Annotated in this window: 20 protein-coding genes; 9 read left to right on the top strand and 11 right to left on the bottom strand. The window is 41.9% G+C overall.

The genetic code is table 11. The features are described 5' to 3' along the window. Positions 1-3: 3 nt before the first annotated feature. Positions 4-1,074, bottom strand: a complete 1,071-nt coding sequence (locus U9K52_RS04720) for an efflux RND transporter periplasmic adaptor subunit (RefSeq protein WP_050377138.1) — start codon at positions 1,072-1,074, stop codon at positions 4-6. Positions 1,075-1,313: 239 nt separating this feature from the next. Then, the gene (locus U9K52_RS04725) at positions 1,314-1,904 is read right to left on the bottom strand and encodes a helix-turn-helix domain-containing protein (RefSeq protein WP_066439830.1); all 591 of its coding nucleotides are present in this window, start codon (positions 1,902-1,904) and stop codon (positions 1,314-1,316) included. Between the two features lie 207 nt (positions 1,905-2,111). On the opposite strand from U9K52_RS04725, the gene U9K52_RS04730 reads away from it, so the two are divergent. Genes U9K52_RS04730 through dapB form a run of 3 tightly spaced genes read left to right on the top strand, consistent with a single transcriptional unit; the run spans position 2,112 to position 3,547 of the window. Continuing rightward, entirely contained in the window at positions 2,112-2,378 is a 267-nt protein-coding gene (locus U9K52_RS04730) for a hypothetical protein (protein WP_050377136.1), read from the top strand. A gap of 45 nt (positions 2,379-2,423) precedes the next feature. Then, positions 2,424-2,735, top strand: coding sequence for a hypothetical protein (locus U9K52_RS04735; protein WP_066439832.1), 312 nt, complete (start codon positions 2,424-2,426; stop codon positions 2,733-2,735). An 11-nt stretch (positions 2,736-2,746) separates the two neighbouring features. Further along, positions 2,747-3,547 (top strand): 4-hydroxy-tetrahydrodipicolinate reductase, encoded by an 801-nt coding sequence (gene dapB / locus U9K52_RS04740; protein WP_066439833.1) that lies wholly within the window; start codon positions 2,747-2,749, stop codon positions 3,545-3,547. A gap of 61 nt (positions 3,548-3,608) precedes the next feature. Here dapB and U9K52_RS04745 read toward each other — a convergent pair whose 3' ends face one another. The 9 genes from U9K52_RS04745 to U9K52_RS04785 all read right to left on the bottom strand — a co-directional run bounded on the left by U9K52_RS04745 (position 3,609) and on the right by U9K52_RS04785 (position 11,473). Continuing rightward, complete coding sequence (locus tag U9K52_RS04745; protein ID WP_322925579.1) at positions 3,609-4,739, bottom strand: iron-sulfur cluster-binding domain-containing protein; 1,131 nt, start codon at positions 4,737-4,739, stop codon at positions 3,609-3,611. 48 nt (positions 4,740-4,787) lie between these two features. Next, positions 4,788-5,204, bottom strand: a complete 417-nt coding sequence (locus U9K52_RS04750; protein ID WP_109568750.1) for a helix-turn-helix domain-containing protein — start codon at positions 5,202-5,204, stop codon at positions 4,788-4,790. Between the two features lie 105 nt (positions 5,205-5,309). Continuing rightward, positions 5,310-5,555, bottom strand: a complete 246-nt coding sequence (locus tag U9K52_RS04755; protein ID WP_066439837.1) for a heavy-metal-associated domain-containing protein — start codon at positions 5,553-5,555, stop codon at positions 5,310-5,312. Positions 5,556-5,662: 107 nt separating this feature from the next. Further along, positions 5,663-6,172: a plastocyanin/azurin family copper-binding protein gene (locus U9K52_RS04760; protein ID WP_066439840.1), complete on the bottom strand. Its 510-nt coding sequence runs from the start codon at positions 6,170-6,172 to the stop codon at positions 5,663-5,665. A gap of 169 nt (positions 6,173-6,341) precedes the next feature. Continuing rightward, positions 6,342-6,680: a four-helix bundle copper-binding protein gene (locus U9K52_RS04765; RefSeq protein ID WP_066436100.1), complete on the bottom strand. Its 339-nt coding sequence runs from the start codon at positions 6,678-6,680 to the stop codon at positions 6,342-6,344. A gap of 250 nt (positions 6,681-6,930) precedes the next feature. Beyond that, a complete protein-coding gene (locus U9K52_RS04770) occupies positions 6,931-7,320 on the bottom strand; it encodes a hypothetical protein (RefSeq protein ID WP_066436101.1) in 390 nt (129 codons plus the stop codon). Between the two features lie 48 nt (positions 7,321-7,368). After that, positions 7,369-8,319: a cation diffusion facilitator family transporter gene (locus tag U9K52_RS04775; protein ID WP_066436104.1), complete on the bottom strand. Its 951-nt coding sequence runs from the start codon at positions 8,317-8,319 to the stop codon at positions 7,369-7,371. 88 nt (positions 8,320-8,407) lie between these two features. Further along, positions 8,408-10,819: a heavy metal translocating P-type ATPase gene (locus tag U9K52_RS04780; protein ID WP_066436105.1), complete on the bottom strand. Its 2,412-nt coding sequence runs from the start codon at positions 10,817-10,819 to the stop codon at positions 8,408-8,410. Between the two features lie 90 nt (positions 10,820-10,909). Then, positions 10,910-11,473, bottom strand: coding sequence for a helix-turn-helix domain-containing protein (locus U9K52_RS04785; RefSeq protein WP_066436106.1), 564 nt, complete (start codon positions 11,471-11,473; stop codon positions 10,910-10,912). 229 nt (positions 11,474-11,702) lie between these two features. On the opposite strand from U9K52_RS04785, the gene U9K52_RS04790 reads away from it, so the two are divergent. The 6 genes from U9K52_RS04790 (at position 11,703) to U9K52_RS04815 (ending at position 18,019) form a co-directional block, all read left to right on the top strand. Beyond that, positions 11,703-12,548: an RteC domain-containing protein gene (locus tag U9K52_RS04790; RefSeq protein WP_066436109.1), complete on the top strand. Its 846-nt coding sequence runs from the start codon at positions 11,703-11,705 to the stop codon at positions 12,546-12,548. Between the two features lie 262 nt (positions 12,549-12,810). Continuing rightward, positions 12,811-13,164 (top strand): helix-turn-helix domain-containing protein, encoded by a 354-nt coding sequence (locus U9K52_RS04795; RefSeq protein ID WP_109568748.1) that lies wholly within the window; start codon positions 12,811-12,813, stop codon positions 13,162-13,164. A gap of 11 nt (positions 13,165-13,175) precedes the next feature. After that, positions 13,176-13,484 carry a helix-turn-helix domain-containing protein gene (locus U9K52_RS04800; protein WP_002978404.1) on the top strand — a complete coding sequence of 103 codons (309 nt, stop codon included), beginning with the start codon at positions 13,176-13,178 and terminating at the stop codon, positions 13,482-13,484. An 85-nt stretch (positions 13,485-13,569) separates the two neighbouring features. Then, entirely contained in the window at positions 13,570-15,048 is a 1,479-nt protein-coding gene (locus U9K52_RS04805; RefSeq protein ID WP_213189188.1) for a DUF3945 domain-containing protein, read from the top strand. 6 nt (positions 15,049-15,054) lie between these two features. After that, a complete protein-coding gene (locus tag U9K52_RS04810; protein ID WP_213189189.1) occupies positions 15,055-17,148 on the top strand; it encodes a type IA DNA topoisomerase in 2,094 nt (697 codons plus the stop codon). Further along, positions 17,138-18,019: an ORF6N domain-containing protein gene (locus tag U9K52_RS04815; protein WP_109568747.1), complete on the top strand. Its 882-nt coding sequence runs from the start codon at positions 17,138-17,140 to the stop codon at positions 18,017-18,019. Before U9K52_RS04810 ends, U9K52_RS04815 begins: the two co-directional genes overlap by 11 nt. The last annotated feature ends 113 nt before the right edge of the window (positions 18,020-18,132 follow it).

The raw sequence follows: 18,132 nt of genomic DNA on the forward strand, positions 1-18,132 counted from the left end.
AAATTATTCAGATTTTGGGGCTGATGCTGTTACCGATGTAGTTTGCGCTTTTACTTTCTGCCCGTCTTTCACGTTATTTTGCCCGGCAAGGATAATGGTCTGGCTTTCGTTAAGACCATCGGTTATAATAACCGCATCGCCTACGATTTTGCCCACTGTAACCCTCGTCAGCTTAGCGGTGTTGTTCTTATCTACCACGTACACGTGCGGGATTTTATCTACATTGTTGATGATGGCGGTAAGTGGTACACGTACCTGCTTAACCTTTACCGGGACGCCTGCAAGCACTTCGGTAATCATTCCCGGCATCAGCACGCCGCCCGGATTGTCCAAGCGTACTTTAAGGGTAAATGCTTTTGAAATTTCATCGGCTACGGGATTAATGATGGTGATTTTACCCGTGAAATTGCGTTGCAATGTAGGAATATTCACATCTACCTGCATCCCTTGTTTAAAGCTGCCGATTTCGCTTTCGGGTACGGCAAACTGCGCATATACCATATCTGTTTTTACAATGGTAAAGGCAGGAACGCCCGGTGCTGCCATACCGCCAACCTCGGCAGTTTTCACGGTAATTATACCATTGGTAGGCGAATGCAAACGGCTGTCGGCAATGCGCTTGCGGTTGATTTTTTTGTTGGCTTCTGCCTGCGCTACTTTGGTCTTGATGTCGATGTAATCCTTTTCAGGGAAACTTCCTTTTTTGTACAGTTCATCAAATCTTCTGAACGCATCCTGGCTCTGCTCTAAACTGGCATTGGCAATCTGCAATGCCGCTTCGTACTCGGTGGCATCAATGCTTGCAAGAAACTGTCCTTTGCTCACTCGCTGCCCCTCATTTACACCCACACTGTTAATCGTGCCGGGAACGGCAAAACTTATGGTAGTCATATTGTCGGGAACAATGGAACCCGAATAGGAAACGGATTGCTCGGTTTCCGAACTGTTGATAGTGGCTACGGTTACTACCGGAGGCTCATCTTTTAACTGTTTTTCTTCTTTTTGTTTGCAACTCTGTATCAATCCGGCTCCGATAAGGAAGAGGGATAACAAACCAATTTTACTTGTTCTCATCTTACATTTATTTTGTTACGCTTCTTTGTTTAGTTAAACTTTGAAAATTTTAAATACAGGGGCAAAGGTCGGGTTACAGCTAAGGTGCAGCTATACGAAATGACGGGTAAAAGTTGTGAAATTTACTTTTTTGATTTGGTGGTATCTGCCTGAAACAAACAGAGCTACTGATGTTTCAGTAGCTCCGATGCCTGCATTAAAAAAATAGCAAAATGCTTGGGGGATGGATTGGAAAACCCTTAATGCGGGGGTTGCGCTTCGTCCATCTGCATAGTAACGGCTTCCCCGTGTTCCTGCTTTACCTGCTTGAAATAGCTTGATGTAAAGCCCGTGTGTTTTTTCAACTGGTTGGAAAGGTATGCCTGACTGCTGTACCCCAGTACGTGGGCAATCTCGGTCAGCGACATTTCGGTATGTACCAAAAGGTCTTTTACCTTTTCAATCTTCCGACGAATGATGTACTTTTCGAGTGTAATTCCCTCCACTGAAGAGAATAAGGCACTCAATGTATCGTAGTTCTTGTGCAGCTTGCCACTGATTAAGGTTGTGAATTTGGTAGGTGTGCCGCTTTGCAGTTGCAACGTGATACCTTTCTCCACCAACTCTTTTATCCTGTTTATTGTCTTTTGGTTTTTGTCATACATCAGTTCCAAGCCGATGCCTTTCAGCATCGTTTTGATTACTCCCAACTTCTGCGAAAAGTCTGTCGTATCCTTTATGATGGCTTGCCCCAGTTTTATATCCAAAACCTCAAAACCCAAAGCTGTCAATTCCTGTTCAAGAACATAGGTACATCTATTGCACACCATTCCTTTTATTAATAGTGTCATATCTTCTAAAATGTATAAGTTCCTTTATTCAATGGTCAAAATTCTGCATTTGCCCCCGACAAACTATTATGATATTCCGGCTTTGTTTTGTGAAATTTTATGAAAATCGGTGCAGTAACATTAAATATCATAAACTAAATAAGGAAAAGTACATAGCTACTTCCGACCATCTTACGGAATTTTGTAATAGACAACATCCGTATAAAAATGAAGAACAAAAAGAGCAACGAACATCAGGTTTTAAAGGTGCTGAAAGATTACAACGCAGGTAAAAGCGGACTGGAACTTTTCGAGAAATACGGCGTTTACGGCACGAACATTTTTGAACTGAAACACAAATACAAGGATTTAGGGATGGATATTCTTGTAGAATTGGTAAATTTAAACGAAGAAAACAGCAGGCTGAAAACAATGTATGCCGAACTGTGCATACAGCACCGGAAGCTCAAAGACCTGCTGAAAGAAGATTTCTGACAGGACAGTCGGGAGCGGTAAGCAGCAATTTAAAATACTATTACTATGACAAATGTAACGTACAAATACGCTACGGTTTTGGTAGCAATACAGAACCTACGCAACGAGGGGTATAACGTGGATTTCAATCTCGAAGAGAACTGTTTAATCTGCGGCGATAACAAATATACCATTGATGATTTTGAGATTGAGCAGGTCTATCGCTATGAGGGCGAAAGCAACCCAAGCGATGAGGCTACGGTGTATGGCATTGCCTCGAAAGACGGTTTAAAAGGAATTTTGGTTACGGCTTATGGTGCTTATACCGATAGTATGAGTACGGCAATGCTCCGCAAACTGGCACTAAAAAACGATTAAGATTTTAAAGTATGATAAAAGTGTTTATAGCCGGAGCCACCGGGTGGGCAGGCTCGGCAATCGCAAAAGGTGTTTATAACGAAAAAGGAATGCAACTGGCAGGCGGCTTGTCACGCTTCAATAAACAAGAGAATTTAGCCGAAATCCTGGATTTCGGAAATGATGAAATCCCATTGTTCGGAACCATAGAAGAGGCACTGGAGCAAGTGGATTTTGATGTACTTGTCGAATTTACCAAACCAGATATTGCCAAAAAGAATATCCTGTCAGCCTTAAATAAAGGAAAAAAAGTTGTGGTGGGTACTTCGGGACTTACTAATGAAGATTATACCGAAATAGAAAAGGCAGCCAACGATAATAACACTTCAGTACTTGCCGCAGGCAACTTTGCCATTACAGCCGTCCTGCTATTCAAGTTCGCTTCTATTGCTGCGCAGTATATTCCCAATTATGAACTCATAGACTACGCAAGCCAAAACAAAGTGGATGCGCCGAGCGGCTCGGTAGCGGAACTGGCGCATCGTTTGTCGGGCATACAGCAATCGAATATTACGGTTCCCGTTAAGGACACCATTGGCAGCAAAGAAACAAGGGGTGCAGATATTGAGGGCGTACAGGTGCACGCTGTAAGGCTTCCGGGTCACGTGTTGGGTATTGAAGCCATCTTTGGAATGCCGGACGAAAAGCTGATTTTAAGGCACGATGCGGGAAACAGTGCCGAACCTTATGTAAAGGGCGCAATCCTTGCCATCGAAAAAGTAAGCACGTTCAAAGGGTTGAAAAGGGGTCTTGATGCGGTAATGGATTTCTAAAAAAACAAAGTGCAAAATAATAGCTGAAACTGATATTTTGCCTTTTTTCTATACCCGGTATTTACTGCACCGTCACACAAACATCGGCATTCATCGGGTAGCTTTGGCAAAGCAAAATTATTCCCTCTGCGATATCCTGTTCTGTCAGTGCCCCGTTATGGAGCATCCGAACTTCGCCATCGGTTTTTACTGCCCAACAAGCCCCGCAGGTTCCATTCTTACAGGAACTCGCCACTTTGATATGGTGCTCTTTCATCGCATCCAGAAGCGACTGCTTCGGCTGTACCTCAATGAGCGATGTGCATTCATACGTTTGCTTTTCCTCGTTCTCGTAGTAGTCCTCGTAATAGTTTACAATCACATCTTTAACAGTACCGTCCGTTTCCAAATCGCCCGCATTCCCCGGAACCGGGTCGAAGTATTCCAAATGGATATGGTCTTCGGGAATGTACAAGCCCGTTAAGGCATCCTGGTACAAATCCATCAGCCCGTTGGGTCCGCAGATGTAATAATGGGCTGCAGCAACATCGCCAACCAGTCTTTTAATGACCGAACGTAAAACAAGCAGATTGAACCTGCCTGCAACGTGGTTGAGTTTGGTGGAAATAAAATCAGGTGCAGTAAAGGAATAACAAATATTCAATTCTTGCGCTGCCTGCATCGCTTCCAGTTCATTCCAAAATATGGTTTCTTCCGGTGTTTTATTGCTGTACACCAGTAAGGGTATCCGATTGCTGTTTTCAACGCTTTTCAGCATTGCGTATAACGGGGAAATACCGCTACCGCCTGCCAGTAAAACAATTTGGGATTGCTCGGCTATCGGTTTTTCTAAAACAAAGCTGCCAAATGGGGCTTCTATTTCCCAGGCTTCGATGTTGTCTGCATTATTTAAGATGTAATTGCTCATCTTTCCACCTGTAACCCTTTTAATAGTAATGGCGGGAAATTCGTCAGACGGCACAGAACTGAACGAATACGAACGTATGAGCAGTTCGCCGTTTACGGTAAGCCTGATGTTGAGGTACTGACCGGGCAGGTAGGTAAACGCCTGCTGCTCCGTGTCAAAGTATAGGGTAATGGTATCTTCGGTTTCCTTTATAATTTTATGTGTTCGCCACGTGTATTTCTTCATCCCTCGGTTTTTAATGTCTTGCATTGCTGATAAAAAGAAAACCTCTGCTCCTGTACACAAAGCGAGGTTTCATAAAGACTTCTATTTAAAAGTTTGCTGTTCTGATAATTATAGTTCGTTTTGCTTTTCCTGTTGTCTTCTGATGATTTCGAGCTTGTTTTTTCGTATCTGCTTAAAATGGGCAGACGTTAATCCCGTATAGGTCATTAATTGCTCGGACAGTTCCGTCGGCTTTTGATAGCCTAACGCCTTTGCGATTTGTGACAGCGATTGCTCGGTGTACACCAGTAACTCTTTTACCTTTTCGATAATGCGCCTGATATAGATAATTTCAAGGCTCATATCATATTTAACAAGGAACAGATTGTTCAACTGGTGATAATCTGCTTTCAATTCGTTTGTAAGCTGTACGGCAAACGGTGCAGATTTACCTGTGTCCAACCTGTTCTGTATAATCCGGTCTGCTACATTGCAAACTTTCGTCATTATCTCCGAACAGTCGCCTGAATTTTGTTTCTGTAACATTGCTTTTTATTTATGGAACGAGATTTAACTGTTTCATACGCTGGGTAGCTTTGGTAAAAAATACCGGAGAAGTACTGGTGTGCTTGCTCCGGGACTGTCCAAAACTTATCCGCAGCATCCTGTTGAACAACTTGAAGCCTTTCCGCTGTCGTCGCCGCCAACTTTGTAGCCTGCTTTTTCAATCGCCTCAACCAACTCTTCTTTCACTTCGTCGTTTTCAACTGAAACAGATAATTTTCCTGCTTCCAGTTTTTCTACTTTAATGCCGTCAATGTCTTTGATTGCTCCGTTTACTCTCGACTGGCAGTGTGCACTTTGCATATCTGGTATGCTTAATTCTACATTTTTCATTTGAACTTATTTTTTATTGTGATACAAATTTCCGTATTAAACGAGGTGTTACTATTATGGTATTCCCTGTAAGATTTGTGATTTTTACTGATTTTGAAATCGCCGTGTTATTCCACGATTAATTTACCTTTCATATAGATGTAATGACCGGGAAACGAGCACAGGAAATCATACGAGCCTTTTGCCGGAGCCGTAAAGGTAATTTCTGTGGTTTGCCCACCGCCAATCATATCCGTTTTTGCGATTACGGCGTTTTCCATTCCTTTAGGTATGTAGCCGTTGTCCTTAGCATCTATCGCAGCATTGGCAAAAGTGTTGAAGTCTGTGCCCTGGGCAAGTATAACAACATTGTGCCCCATTGCCTCAATCGGTGCTTTTCCGATGTGCTTTAAAATGAGCTTTACGGTTTCGCCTGCTTTGGCTTTCAGTTCGGTTTTGTCGAATTTCATATCATCGCCGCCGCTAATGGTAATTACATTTTCGTTCCCTGTTTCTGCGGGGGCAACTGTTTCTTCTATTACAGGCTGATTGCTCTCCTGTGTGGTCTTGTCTTTTTGCTGATTGTTGTTACAGGCAGTAAATGCGATTACCGACAATGCTAACACTAACTTTTTCATTTCTATTTGAGATTTTATTTTGTTATCTGATAGTGCAAATTTCAGTACATAAGGTCACTTCCTCATTACGCTTTTCCCTGTTTGATTTGTGATATTTACTGATTGGACAGGGCACAAAAAAGAGGGCTGCAATAACCCTCTAAATTTTAAACAAAAAAAAATGCCAGTATTACGCTGCCATTTCCTCACAAGCCTTTGCACAAGCTCTGCACGCTTCTGCACATTCTTTACAATGCTCCATACCCATTGCAGCGTGTTTCTCACACTCTTCAGCACAAGCGTTGCAAATGTCAGCACATAGTTTGCAAATCTCTTTGCTAAATTTACCATCAAGACTTAATACGTTTGCTGCCGCTTGGCAAATAGCTGCACATTCCAGGTCTAACTGGATACATTTCTTTACGTGTGCAACATCATCTTCATTTAAACAAGCAATGGCACATTGGTTACAGATAGCTACGCACTTCAGGCAAGCCTCGATACACGATTGAAATTTTGTTTGTATCATAATATAAAATTTAAAAAATTAAGAAATAGATTTTATACTGTTTCTAACAAATATCAGTCCCTTGCAAAAGAAATGCTTTGTAAAATTCCTTGTTTGAATTGTAAGATTTACTGATTTGATATTTCGTAATATAAGGCTATATAAATAAAACCTACCTAATATTATTTCTGTAAAGAATTAGAATAAAAAAAACGACAGTCCCAATTAAGGAACCGCCGTTTTAGCAAACGCAATAAAGCTAAGTTCTACATTATTTTTTCAGTTTGTCGGCAGGAGGATTGTAATCAGACAATGTTGTTACCCTTACGGTATCAACCCCGGTAATATCCCAAGTGATAGGTATCATAGTCATATACTCACATTTCGGACACATATCACCCTCTGAACCTATCATTTCTTTATGACCGGGACAGCCTGTAATCAAATGTCCGTGGGCATCAATCAGCTCGCCTTTTTCGTTCCTGTCTTTTGCTGTAATTTTTTCGGCGGGTTTTTCAACCACCTGTTCCGTAGCGTGGTCGTGCCCGTCGCCCTCGGTGTGTGCGTGTCCGTCTTTTGCTGTTTTGGTATCGCCCCCGCAAGATGCTAAGAAAATCGCTAAGGAGGCAAATACGCCTATCAATAATTTGTTCACTTTCATTTCTATTTATTTTTTAGAGATTAAAAACTTGATTTTATTCCAGTAAGATTAATGATTATGATGGTCGTGTGCTGACGGTTCAGCCTTTACAATACATAGCACCGAATTATCGTGTAGATGTGCTGGTGTTTCCAACTGGATGGTAACGTGATGGATATTCATATGCTCTAATTCGTGTTCTACTTTACGAAGTAATATTTCACTTTCTTCGATAGTCATTTTTTCATTTACAACGGCGTGGCACGTAAGTGCATTCAATCCACTTGTAATTGTCCAAATATGCAGGTCGTGAATACTTTTAATACCATCGGTTTTAAGGATTTTTTCATTGACCTTATCCACTTCAACATTTTCGGGTGTGCCTTCCATCAATACGTGTACCGATGATTTAGTAACTAAATACCCACTTCTCAATACCAGTATCGAAACAATAACGCTTGCCAACGGGTCTGCCCACCCCCAACCGAAAAACATAATGAGCAACGCTGCGATAATTGCACCAACCGAACCGAGCATATCACTGATGACGTGCAGGTAGGCTCCACGCATATTGAGGTTTTCCTTTACGTCAGCACCACGCATCATTATCCAGGCTACAAGCACATTAACCAATAAGCCTACAATTGCTACAATGAGCATACCTCCTGATTGAATTTCCGGTGGGCTCTGAAAGCGTTCTATCGCCTCGTAAATGATATAAACTGAAATCAGGATAAGTGTTGCACCGTTGATAACTGCTGCAAGTATTTCAAAGCGCTTATAGCCGTAGGTCTTACTGTAATCGGCTATTTTACTGCTGAACTTAAAGGCCATCAGCGCAATGAAAAGCGATATTGCATCACTCAACATATGTCCGGCATCGGCTAATAAGGCAAGGCTGTTTGTCAGAAAACCTCCCACTACCTCCACTACCATATATGTAGTGATGATTACCAAGCTAATGGTCAGGGTCTTTTTATTCGCAGTATGCGAGTGGCTGTGTCCGTGGTCTTGTCCCATATTTACTTGTGATTATTGTTTCACTGCTGCAAATATCAGCAGCAAAACGTTTCTATCTATTTTAATATTCTTTGTGTGATTTATCGGTTTACTTCTTCCATTTCAAACGTAAACTGTTACTTACCACACTTACACTACTCAACGCCATTGCGGCTCCGGCAATCATTGGGTTTAGTAAGAAACCATTGATTGGGTAAAGAATACCTGCTGCAATCGGAATACCTATAAGGTTATAGATAAATGCCCAAAACAGGTTCTGCTTAATGGTTGATACGGTTTGTTTTGATAGTCTTATGGCTTGAGGTATTTTGGTAAGGTCTGATGAAATAATGGTCATCTTCGCCACGTCCATTGCGATATCCGAACCTTTACCCATTGCGATACTTACATCGGCAGTTGCCAGTGCTGTACTGTCATTGATACCGTCGCCAACCATTGCTACTACTTTGCCTTGCTGTTGCAGTTCTTTCACAAAATCAGCTTTGTGCTGTGGCAAAACTTCGGCTTTGTAATGCTTGATACCAGTTTGCTCGGCGATAGCTTTGGCGGTAGCCTCATTATCTCCCGTCAACATATACAGTTCGATATCCGCATCCTGCATTTCTTTGATAGCCTGTACCGATGTCTCTTTAATTTTGTCGGAAATAGCGATTACAGAAAGAGCTTGTTTACTGTTTGCAAACCATATAACGGTTTTAGACTGTGTGCCCCATTCGTCCGCCTGCTTTTGCAGTTGGTCGGCAATGGTAATGTTGTTTTCGGCTAACAGTTTTTTATTACCTACATAGTAAGTGTCGCTGTTGTAATCGGCTTTTGCGCCTTTACCTGTTATACTGTCGAAGTTTGATAATAAAGTTGTAGAAACGCCCTCCAAATTTTTCACAACGGCTTCCGCTAATGGGTGCTCCGATTGCTTTTCAATGCTCAATAAAACATCTTTCGTCGCATCGTCATTGTTCAGCCATTGGATGCCTGTAACCTGTGGTCTTCCCTCGGTAATCGTACCTGTTTTATCCAGCACGATAGCGTTTACTTTCTTCGCTAATTCCAAACTTTCCGCATCTTTAATCAGGATGCCGTTTTCTGCACCCTTACCAACGCCCACCATAATAGCGGTAGGAGTAGCCAAGCCTAAAGCACAAGGACAAGCAATAACCAATACAGTAACGGCTGCTAAAAGACCTTGTACAACACCATTCTCGCCTCCTAAGAAGAACCAAAGAATAAATGTCAGGATAGCAATACCGATTACTACCGGAACGAAAATACCTGCGATTTTATCCACCAGTTTTTGTACGGGTGCTTTACTTCCCTGTGCATCCTGCACCATTTTGATGATTTGGGCAAGCATTGTTTCTTTACCCACTTTTACCGCCTTGAACTGGAAGCTACCTTTTTGGTTGATGGTTCCGGCAAATACCTTTTCGTTTTCCTTTTTCAGTACCGGAACAGGTTCGCCGCTTAGCATACTTTCATCTACATACGAATTGCCCGATACAACTGTACCATCCACCGCAATTTTTTCGCCCGGCTTAACCAAAATAATATCGCCTGCGTTTACATCTTCGATGGCTTTTTGTCTTTCCGTGCCGTCTGCTTCTATTACGATAACCGTTTTCGGTTGCAAGCCCATCAGCTTTTTAATGGCTGATGAGGTATTGCCTTTGGCTTTTTCTTCCAATAGCTTGCCCAATAAAATAAAGGCAACGATTACGGCTGCGGCTTCAAAGTACACGTGTGCGTGTAAACCTCTTTGATGCCAAAAGTCCATAAACAGCATATTGAATACGCTGAATATATAGGCGATACCTGTACTCAATGCGACAAGTGTGTCCATATTGGCAGAACGGTGTTTCGCCTGCTTCCACGCATTGATAAAGAAGTCTTTACCTAACCATAAAACTACCGGAGTGGCGAATGCCCACATTATTTCATTACCGTAAGGCATATCCATAAAGAACATACCGATAATGACCACCGGTAGCGATAGGATTACTGCCCAAATGGTTTTGTTTTTAAGTTTTCTGAATTTTTCGGCGTGGATAGCTTCTAAAGTTTCCTGTTGCTTGCTCTCGTCTTCGAGCAATAGGTCATAACCGCCGTCCTGTACCGCTTTCCTGATTTGCTCGGAATTGGTTATATTCGGCAGGAATTCAACGTTGAGGTTTCCCGTACCGTAATTCACTTCGGCACTTACTACGCCCGGCGTATATTTTGCCATACTCTCGGCACTGCCTGCACAAGATGCACAGGTCATACCTAAAACGGGATAAGTCTTTTTAACAGTGGGAACGCCGTAGCCTAAATCTTTAATTGCTTTTACAGCTTCGCCTACTACCTCGTTATCATTAACGGTAATAGCCGCCCTGCGGTTATTTAGCTCTACTTTGTGGGTTTCTACGCCTTTTACCTGTGCCAGTCCTTTTTCGACGATTAATGCACAGTGCTCGCTTTCTACATCCTCTAAAGGAATGTAAATTGTTTCTTTATTGGTTGCCATATCTCGATTGCTTTATTTTCATAATGCAAAGGTGGCAACAATAAAGAGGAGTTCTATTGTGAAATTCTGGGTTTGATTTGTAAGATTTACTTAAACCTTATCCAGTGGCTTGCGCTTGTCTTCCCTTATCTGCTTGAAATGGCTCGGTGTAAGCCCTGTTACTTTCTTGAACTGGTTGCTCAAATATGCCACGCTCGAATAATTCATACGGTCGGCAATCTCGCTTAACGACAGCTCATCGTACACCAACAGTTCTTTTATCTTTTCTACTTTCTGTGCGATAAAGTACTTCTCAATGGTCGTACCCTCAATATCGGAAAACAGGTTGCTAAGGTAGTTGTAATCGTGGTGCAGCGCATCGCTCAACACATCCGAAAGATTGGTTTTCGCATCGTTGTCCTGATGGTGCACCAGGTCAATGATAACGTTCTTTATTTTCTCAATCATCCGGCTCTTCTTGTCGTCGATGACCTGAAAACCCAAAGGGTCTAAAACGTTTTCCAATGCCTCACGCTCTGCTGTGGTTAAATCTTTTTTAAGGATTATTTCGCCCAGTTTTATATTGGTAGCCTCTATGCCGAGTTTGTCGAGTTCGTTCTGAACTACGAGAATACAACGGTTGCAGACCATATTTTTGATAAATAATGTACTCATATTTCGCTAAATCACAATTCATTTTGTTGCATCAATACGCAACCACAAATTTAAGATTAAAAATTAAGTATTTATTGATTATGAGTGACTAAGTGATGCAAACGACGGTTTTCATAGGGGAAAATAGCTAAAATATTCCCCATTGTAGGGGAATATTGGCGGTTAAAGTGCTGTTTATTAATAACATTTGCTAAGGTACTCTGATATTGATAACGTAATCCTCCCTACTATGAGAAAGTTATTAGGAACTATTGTTACCGAAATTCAGGAGCAGGAACGGAAACTGTCAATTACGTGCTCGGGGCTAATTGAAGAGGCTTTTCAAATGACGGTCTTTCTTCAGGAGCTATTGGTTTCGGCAAAAGAATGTGTGCTAAGTTCGGAATTTGAGAACGATGCAAAAGAGATTGAGTTCTTTAAAATGATTAAGCCCCAAATCCTGGGCAAACTCATCTATTATAACAAGCTCTACCGGATAGAAACCTCGTGCCCGGTCAATAACGGGAAAATATATCATAACTATTTCTCGAACCATTTAACGGAGCTAAAGATTGAGTTTAGGGAACACATCTGCAACTCCCATTTTTATCGCTACTACCGTTCGGGCAGGGTGGATAAAGACCACGAATATTTTAAGCGTGGGCAGATAAACTACCTCGATGGGCTTAATAGTTACGTATTTGAAATCGACCCGCAATTCTCTACCTATTACGATTACAAAGTAGCCCGCATCCTCGCCAACGACCTCTTATACGCCTACCTCTTAACCAAAATCAGCCCCGAAGAAAATTCCGATACATTTTTCAGTAGCGCCAGCGAAATTAAAGAGCTATCCTGGACGGACAGCAAGAATGCTCTGATTGAGCTAACGTATGCCCTCTACGCATCAGGTGCTATTTCAGGAGGTAAGTTAGGCATCCGGAAGCTCACTGCTATTTCACAAGTGTTGTTCCGAATACCACTGACCGATGTGCATCACGCATTCCACCGTATGAAAACCCGTGCAGGCTCTCGCACCTTGTTTTTAGACCAGTTGAAACAAGCACTGGAAGAATATATGGATAAAGACTTATAAACACTCCATCAATAAAGGCTTTGAAAGCAATACGCATTCCGTATTGCTTTTTTTTGTGCCTGCGTTCGCCAATATATGGCAATTGGCGAACGGGCATATTTCCTTATCCCAAAATCGGAAAATCTGCCGAAACGCTTATTTAATAAGGCTTTCCGGCAAATTGTAAAATTTTCAAAAAACCGCTTTTTCAATTGGCAAGCATTGGCGGACAAACACTGCCACAATTCTGAATTTTGCCCTGTGAACATTAAACGACAGCGCAATGAATATAATAACAGTTGACGAAGAAGTGTGGCAGCACCTTAACGAACGGTTGAAAGCCATTAGCGAATATATCCTGAAACTGGAAGATACAAGCTATGATAGTTTGTGGCTCAACAATCACGAAGTCTGCCAGTACCTCCACATCAGCGAAAAAACATTGTGGCGTATGCGCACCAACGGGCAGATAGCCTTTTCAAAAATGTACGGGCAGTATTACTATACGATTGGTGCTATCAAGGAAATGCTTAACGCCAATGCCGTACAAACTACCGATGAGTATGTGGAGCAGCTTATGGCGAAAGGCAAAAGCTACATTAAACAAGGCAGAAAGCTAAAATCAGGTAATAAGTAAAAGTTTTGGGTATGAATATCGACAAAATGGAATTTGTGGCGTGGATGGAACGCATAATGGATAGGCTTGACATTCTCGGCAACCACATAGACGATTTACAAAAGAAGCGCAATAGCATAGACGGAGAAGAATTACTGGATAATCAGGATTTATTACAAATGCTGAAAATCAGCAACCGTTCCCTGCAACGGTATCGCTCCATCGGTAAGCTGCCTTACTATACCATCAGCGGAAAATTGTATTACAAACTATCCGATGTGCATCAGTTCATCAGGGAAAGTTTTAACCCGCCTTTGCCCAAACTGGATGCCAATAAGTGACAAACACTGCCTTTGAGTGCCACATAGTGCAATACGGTGCAGGCTTCCTTTACATTCGACAGCGAACTTTTAAAATTTTCAGAATATGAGTGAAGAAACAACTAATAAACAGGAAATGCCCGAACAGCTTTCGGACATATTACTCGTACTGGATAAAGAAAAAATGAAAATCCAGGCAGTGAAGAGTATCGACGAAAACGGGAAAATGGAAACCGTCGAACCCACGAAGAAAAACCAAAACCAGTTTATGCGTGTGGACAAAAGCGGCGATTTCTTTTCCAACTTCTTTTCCAATTTTTTCAGCCAGTTAAAGAACCCTACAAACTTTACTTTCTTCAAAGTACCCGCCCCTATTGCTGCTGAAAAAGCACAGGAATTACAAAAGCACGTAGATAAGCCCACTCCCGATGGCGAGAAAGTGCTGAAAGAACTCGAAGTAAAGGCAGAACCGCAACAGGACAAAAAACAAGAAAATCAAAATAATATGGCAACAGCACAAACAACAACGGAAACGAGTGAATATCGCTACAAGCCGGAGCAGATTGATTGGGACACAATGAAAAACCTCGGATTAAGCAAAGAGTATCTTGAAAAAAGAAACCTGCTTGACCCTCTATTAAGAGGTTACAAAACCAATGAACTCTTACCGATAGGCATTAACCTCGGCGGTTCTATTCTGCGCACGGATGCCCGCTTGTCTTTACAGCAAGCGGAAGACGGTAATGTTATCGTGGCAATACACGGTATCAAAAAAGAGCCTAACCTCCATTTTGAGTTTTTCGGTCACAAGTTTACGGACGAAGACAAGAAAAACCTGCTTGAAACGGGCAATATGGGGCGTGTAGTCAATTTGGTAAATTCTAAAACGGGCGAACTGATGCCGTCTATTATCAGCATTGACAGGCTTACCAATGATGTAGTGGCATTGCGAACTGATTTCATAAAAATACCTGATGAGTTAAAAGGTGTGAAACTGAATGACGAGCAAAAGCAAACCTTAATGGAAGGCAAACCGCTTTATCTGCAAGGTATGATTTCTACCAAAGGAACAGAGTTTTCTGCAATGGTACAGTTTAATGCGGACAAACGATATGTAGAGTTCCTGTTTGACAGAAGCAATAACCATCAGCAGGCGCAAACCAACCAACAAACCAATCAACAGGGCAATCAGCAGAATAATCAGCAAAGCCAACCGCAGGAAGCTCCGAAAACTTTCAGGGGCAAAGAACTGGACGATGAGCAGTACAACAAATTCAAAGCCGGGCAAACCATATATGTGGAATTGAAAGATAAAAAAGACCAACCCTACAAGGGTTATATCACTTTCGACAAAGATACCGGAAAGACCAACTTTGAATTTCCCGGTCAGTATAAAGCACGGGTAGAAACTGCCGAAACCCATAAAACACAGACTGCCGTTAATTCAGAGGGTAAGACCAATGAAGCAACCAAGAACATCAAAGAGCCTTTGAAGTCCGGGCAACAAAGACCGAAAAATGAAAAGCAGCAGGAACAACAAGAAAAACCCGAAACTCCTGCAAAATCCAAAGGCAGAAAAATGTAATACAGTATGAAAACAATTATAGCAGAAAAACCAAGCGTAGCAAGGGAGATAGCCGGCTTGTTGGGAGCATCTGAAAAAAAGGACGGCTACCTGACAGGTAACGGCTATTTTGTTACGTGGGCATTCGGTCATTTAATAGGACTGGGAATGCCCGAAGATTATGGGATTACGGGATTTGACAAAGCCGCTTTGCCTATATTGCCTAACCCGTTTTTATTGACCGTTCGCAAAGTCAAAAAAGATAAAGGCTATACTGCCGATGCTGGCGCATTAAAGCAACTGAAAGTAATCAAAGAATTGTTCAATAAAAGCGATAGCATTATCGTGGCGACAGATGCAGGTCGTGAGGGCGAACTCATTTTTAGGTACATTTATGAATACCTGAAATGCAACAAGCCGTTTGAACGCCTTTGGATTAGTTCGCTTACAGAAAAGGCAATTAGGCAGGGCTTTGACAACCTTAAAAACGGAAAAGAATTTGACGGGTTATATCAGGCTGCACAAGGCAGAAGCCGTGCCGATTGGCTTGTAGGCATCAACGCTACACAGGCGTTGAGCATTGCCGCAGGCAATGGTATTTACTCGCTCGGAAGAGTGCAAACTCCGACGTTGGCTTTGATATGCAAACGCTATCTCGAAAACAAAAATTTCTCTGTAAAGAAATATTGGCAGATACAATTGCTACATCACAAAGCACAGGTTGATTTCAAAAGTATTTCCGTTACCAAGTGGGATGAAAAGCATCTTGCTGATGATACGCTGAAAGCCATTCAGCGCAATGAAATTGCAACCGTTACATCGGTAGAAACCAAAAGCGTTACAGAACAACCGCCCTTGCTTTTTGATTTGACGGGCTTGCAAAAAGAAGCCAACAAAAGGCTGAAATTATCTGCTGAAGCAACGCTCAATATTGCGCAAAGCCTGTACGAAAAGAAGTTTATTACTTATCCCCGTACCGGAAGCAAATACATACCCGAAGATATGTGGGCAGAAATTCCCAACCTTGTGCGGGCATTGCAGAACCGTGAAGATTGCAAACAAGCCCTTACCAAAATCAAATGGGGACGGTTCAATAAACGTATCGTGAATGACCTCCGTGTAACGGACCATCACGGTTTATTGATTACCGACAAAGTGCCGTCTGTACTGAATGCAGATGAAGATAAGATTTACAATATGATTGCACTTCGCCTGCTCGAAGCCATATCACAAGCCTGTGTCAAAGAGATAACCGATGTATCATTGCAGGTGTTGCACTACGATTTTACGGCAAAAGGTTGTAAAATTCAGGAAGCAGGTTGGCGTTCCATCAAAGGAAGTTTTACCGATGATGGCGAAGAGCCAGTGCAGGAACTACCCGAACTGACTAAAGGCGATGAACTCAAAATAAAAGAAGCTGCCGTTTTGGAAAAGCAGACCAAACCACCAGTCCTTTATACCGAAGCCGGGCTTCTATCGGCTATGGAAACCGCCGGAAAAGAAATTGAAAACGAGGAAGAACGGAAAGCCCTGAAAAATATTGGTATTGGTACTCCGGCTACAAGAGCCGCCATTATCGAAACCTTGTTTACCCGTAATTATATCCAAAGGGATAAGCGTTCTTTAATACCTACAGAAAAAGGATTGCAGGTGTACGGGCTTGTTAAAGAACGCAAGATTGCAGATGTAGCTATGACCGCAGAATGGGAACTGGCATTGCAGAAAATTGAAAACAACGAAGCGGATGCCGGAGCATTTCAAAAGGAAATGGAAACCTATGCGAAATCTATTACCGATGAACTGCTGCAAACTTCTATTGCAAATACTAATCAGCCAAAATTGACCTGTCCGAAATGCAAAAGTCAGCAACTCATCATTCGTGACAAGATTGTGAAATGTTCTGATGAGGCTTGTAATTGGGTGCAGTTCCGTACCGTCTGCGGGGTACAAATCAGTATCGAAAATATTGTAAGCCTTATCAATAAGGGTAAAACGGCTTTAATCAAAGGAATGACGAGCAAAGCCGGAAAGAAATTCGATGCTTATATCGTGCTGAAAGAAAATGCAGAAACCTCCTTTGAGTTTGAAAAAAACAAAAGCAATAAGCGTAATGGAAAATAAATCGTCTATTATACCCAAAGAAATAAGGAACCTGATTTATACTATTCGGGGCAAACAAGTAATGTTGGATAGTGACCTTGCTGCCTTGTATCAGGTGGAAACAAAGAACCTCAACAAAGCCGTAAAACGGAATATCGAGCGTTTTCCTGCTTCGTTCTGCTTTCAACTGACTGAAAAGGAAGTTGAAAACTTGAGGTTCCAATTTGGAACCTCAAGTTTAAATTACGGTGGCAGACGTTATTTACCCTATGCTTTTACCGAACAGGGGGTTGCAATGGCATCTGCCATACTCCGTTCGGACATAGCGGTAAGAATGAGTGTTCAAATAATGGAAGCCTTTGTAGAAATGCGGCGTATGCTCATTAGCAATGCTTCTTTGTTTCATCGGCTAGATAATATTGAATTGAAACAACTGGAAGCCGACCAAAAATTTGAAGAGATTTTTAAGGCTTTGGAAAGCGACAAGCTGCACAGCGAAAAAGGTATCTTTTACAACGGACAGGTTTTTGATGCCTATGCTTTTGTTTCTGATATTATCCGTAGTGCCGGAAGTTCCATTATCCTGCTTGATAATTATGTGGATGATACGGTGCTTACTTTATTGGGTAAGCGCAATGATAATGTAACTGCCACTATCCTTACCAAAAGTATCAGTCACCAGTTACGGTTGGATTTACAACGCTACAACAGCCAATATACTGTAATAGATATTGAGATTTTCTCCGATGCCCACGACCGTTTTTTAATTATTGACAATACAGAGCTTTACCATATAGGGGCATCGCTCAAAGACCTGGGCAAAAAATGGTTTGCCTTTTCTCGAATGGATATTGAAGTCGGCAGGATGCTCCAAATCCTTAACAAGCCATAAAAATGAACCTCTGAATTTTTCAGAGGTTTTTTATTGTCCATTACGCCAAATACCGCCTCTCAAAGCCAAACCCTGCAACATTCACAAAGGCATTTGCTTTCGCTTATAATTTT

It is taken from the genome of Chryseobacterium sp. MHB01, from assembly GCF_034651565.1.
In the GTDB taxonomy this organism is placed as follows: Bacteria; Bacteroidota; Bacteroidia; order Flavobacteriales; family Weeksellaceae; genus Chryseobacterium; species Chryseobacterium nepalense.

What these genes read in the sequence shown, in the direction of transcription:
- U9K52_RS04770 (WP_066436101.1), bottom strand. Translation starts at nt 7,320, where the DNA reads ATGAAAGTGAACAAATTATTGATAGGCGTATTTGCCTCCTTAGCGATT.
- U9K52_RS04815 (WP_109568747.1), top strand. Translation starts at nt 17,138, where the DNA reads ATGGAAAATAAATCGTCTATTATACCCAAAGAAATAAGGAACCTGATT.
- U9K52_RS04795 (WP_109568748.1), top strand. Translation starts at nt 12,811, where the DNA reads ATGAATATAATAACAGTTGACGAAGAAGTGTGGCAGCACCTTAACGAA.
- U9K52_RS04730 (WP_050377136.1), top strand. Translation starts at nt 2,112, where the DNA reads ATGAAGAACAAAAAGAGCAACGAACATCAGGTTTTAAAGGTGCTGAAA.
- U9K52_RS04790 (WP_066436109.1), top strand. Translation starts at nt 11,703, where the DNA reads ATGAGAAAGTTATTAGGAACTATTGTTACCGAAATTCAGGAGCAGGAA.
- U9K52_RS04725 (WP_066439830.1), bottom strand. Translation starts at nt 1,904, where the DNA reads ATGACACTATTAATAAAAGGAATGGTGTGCAATAGATGTACCTATGTT.
- U9K52_RS04810 (WP_213189189.1), top strand. Translation starts at nt 15,055, where the DNA reads ATGAAAACAATTATAGCAGAAAAACCAAGCGTAGCAAGGGAGATAGCC.
- U9K52_RS04775 (WP_066436104.1), bottom strand. Translation starts at nt 8,319, where the DNA reads ATGGGACAAGACCACGGACACAGCCACTCGCATACTGCGAATAAAAAG.
- U9K52_RS04760 (WP_066439840.1), bottom strand. Translation starts at nt 6,172, where the DNA reads ATGAAAAAGTTAGTGTTAGCATTGTCGGTAATCGCATTTACTGCCTGT.
- dapB (WP_066439833.1), top strand. Translation starts at nt 2,747, where the DNA reads ATGATAAAAGTGTTTATAGCCGGAGCCACCGGGTGGGCAGGCTCGGCA.
- U9K52_RS04720 (WP_050377138.1), bottom strand. Translation starts at nt 1,074, where the DNA reads ATGAGAACAAGTAAAATTGGTTTGTTATCCCTCTTCCTTATCGGAGCC.
- U9K52_RS04805 (WP_213189188.1), top strand. Translation starts at nt 13,570, where the DNA reads ATGAGTGAAGAAACAACTAATAAACAGGAAATGCCCGAACAGCTTTCG.
- U9K52_RS04735 (WP_066439832.1), top strand. Translation starts at nt 2,424, where the DNA reads ATGACAAATGTAACGTACAAATACGCTACGGTTTTGGTAGCAATACAG.
- U9K52_RS04800 (WP_002978404.1), top strand. Translation starts at nt 13,176, where the DNA reads ATGAATATCGACAAAATGGAATTTGTGGCGTGGATGGAACGCATAATG.
- U9K52_RS04755 (WP_066439837.1), bottom strand. Translation starts at nt 5,555, where the DNA reads ATGAAAAATGTAGAATTAAGCATACCAGATATGCAAAGTGCACACTGC.
- U9K52_RS04750 (WP_109568750.1), bottom strand. Translation starts at nt 5,204, where the DNA reads ATGTTACAGAAACAAAATTCAGGCGACTGTTCGGAGATAATGACGAAA.
- U9K52_RS04780 (WP_066436105.1), bottom strand. Translation starts at nt 10,819, where the DNA reads ATGGCAACCAATAAAGAAACAATTTACATTCCTTTAGAGGATGTAGAA.
- U9K52_RS04785 (WP_066436106.1), bottom strand. Translation starts at nt 11,473, where the DNA reads ATGAGTACATTATTTATCAAAAATATGGTCTGCAACCGTTGTATTCTC.
- U9K52_RS04765 (WP_066436100.1), bottom strand. Translation starts at nt 6,680, where the DNA reads ATGATACAAACAAAATTTCAATCGTGTATCGAGGCTTGCCTGAAGTGC.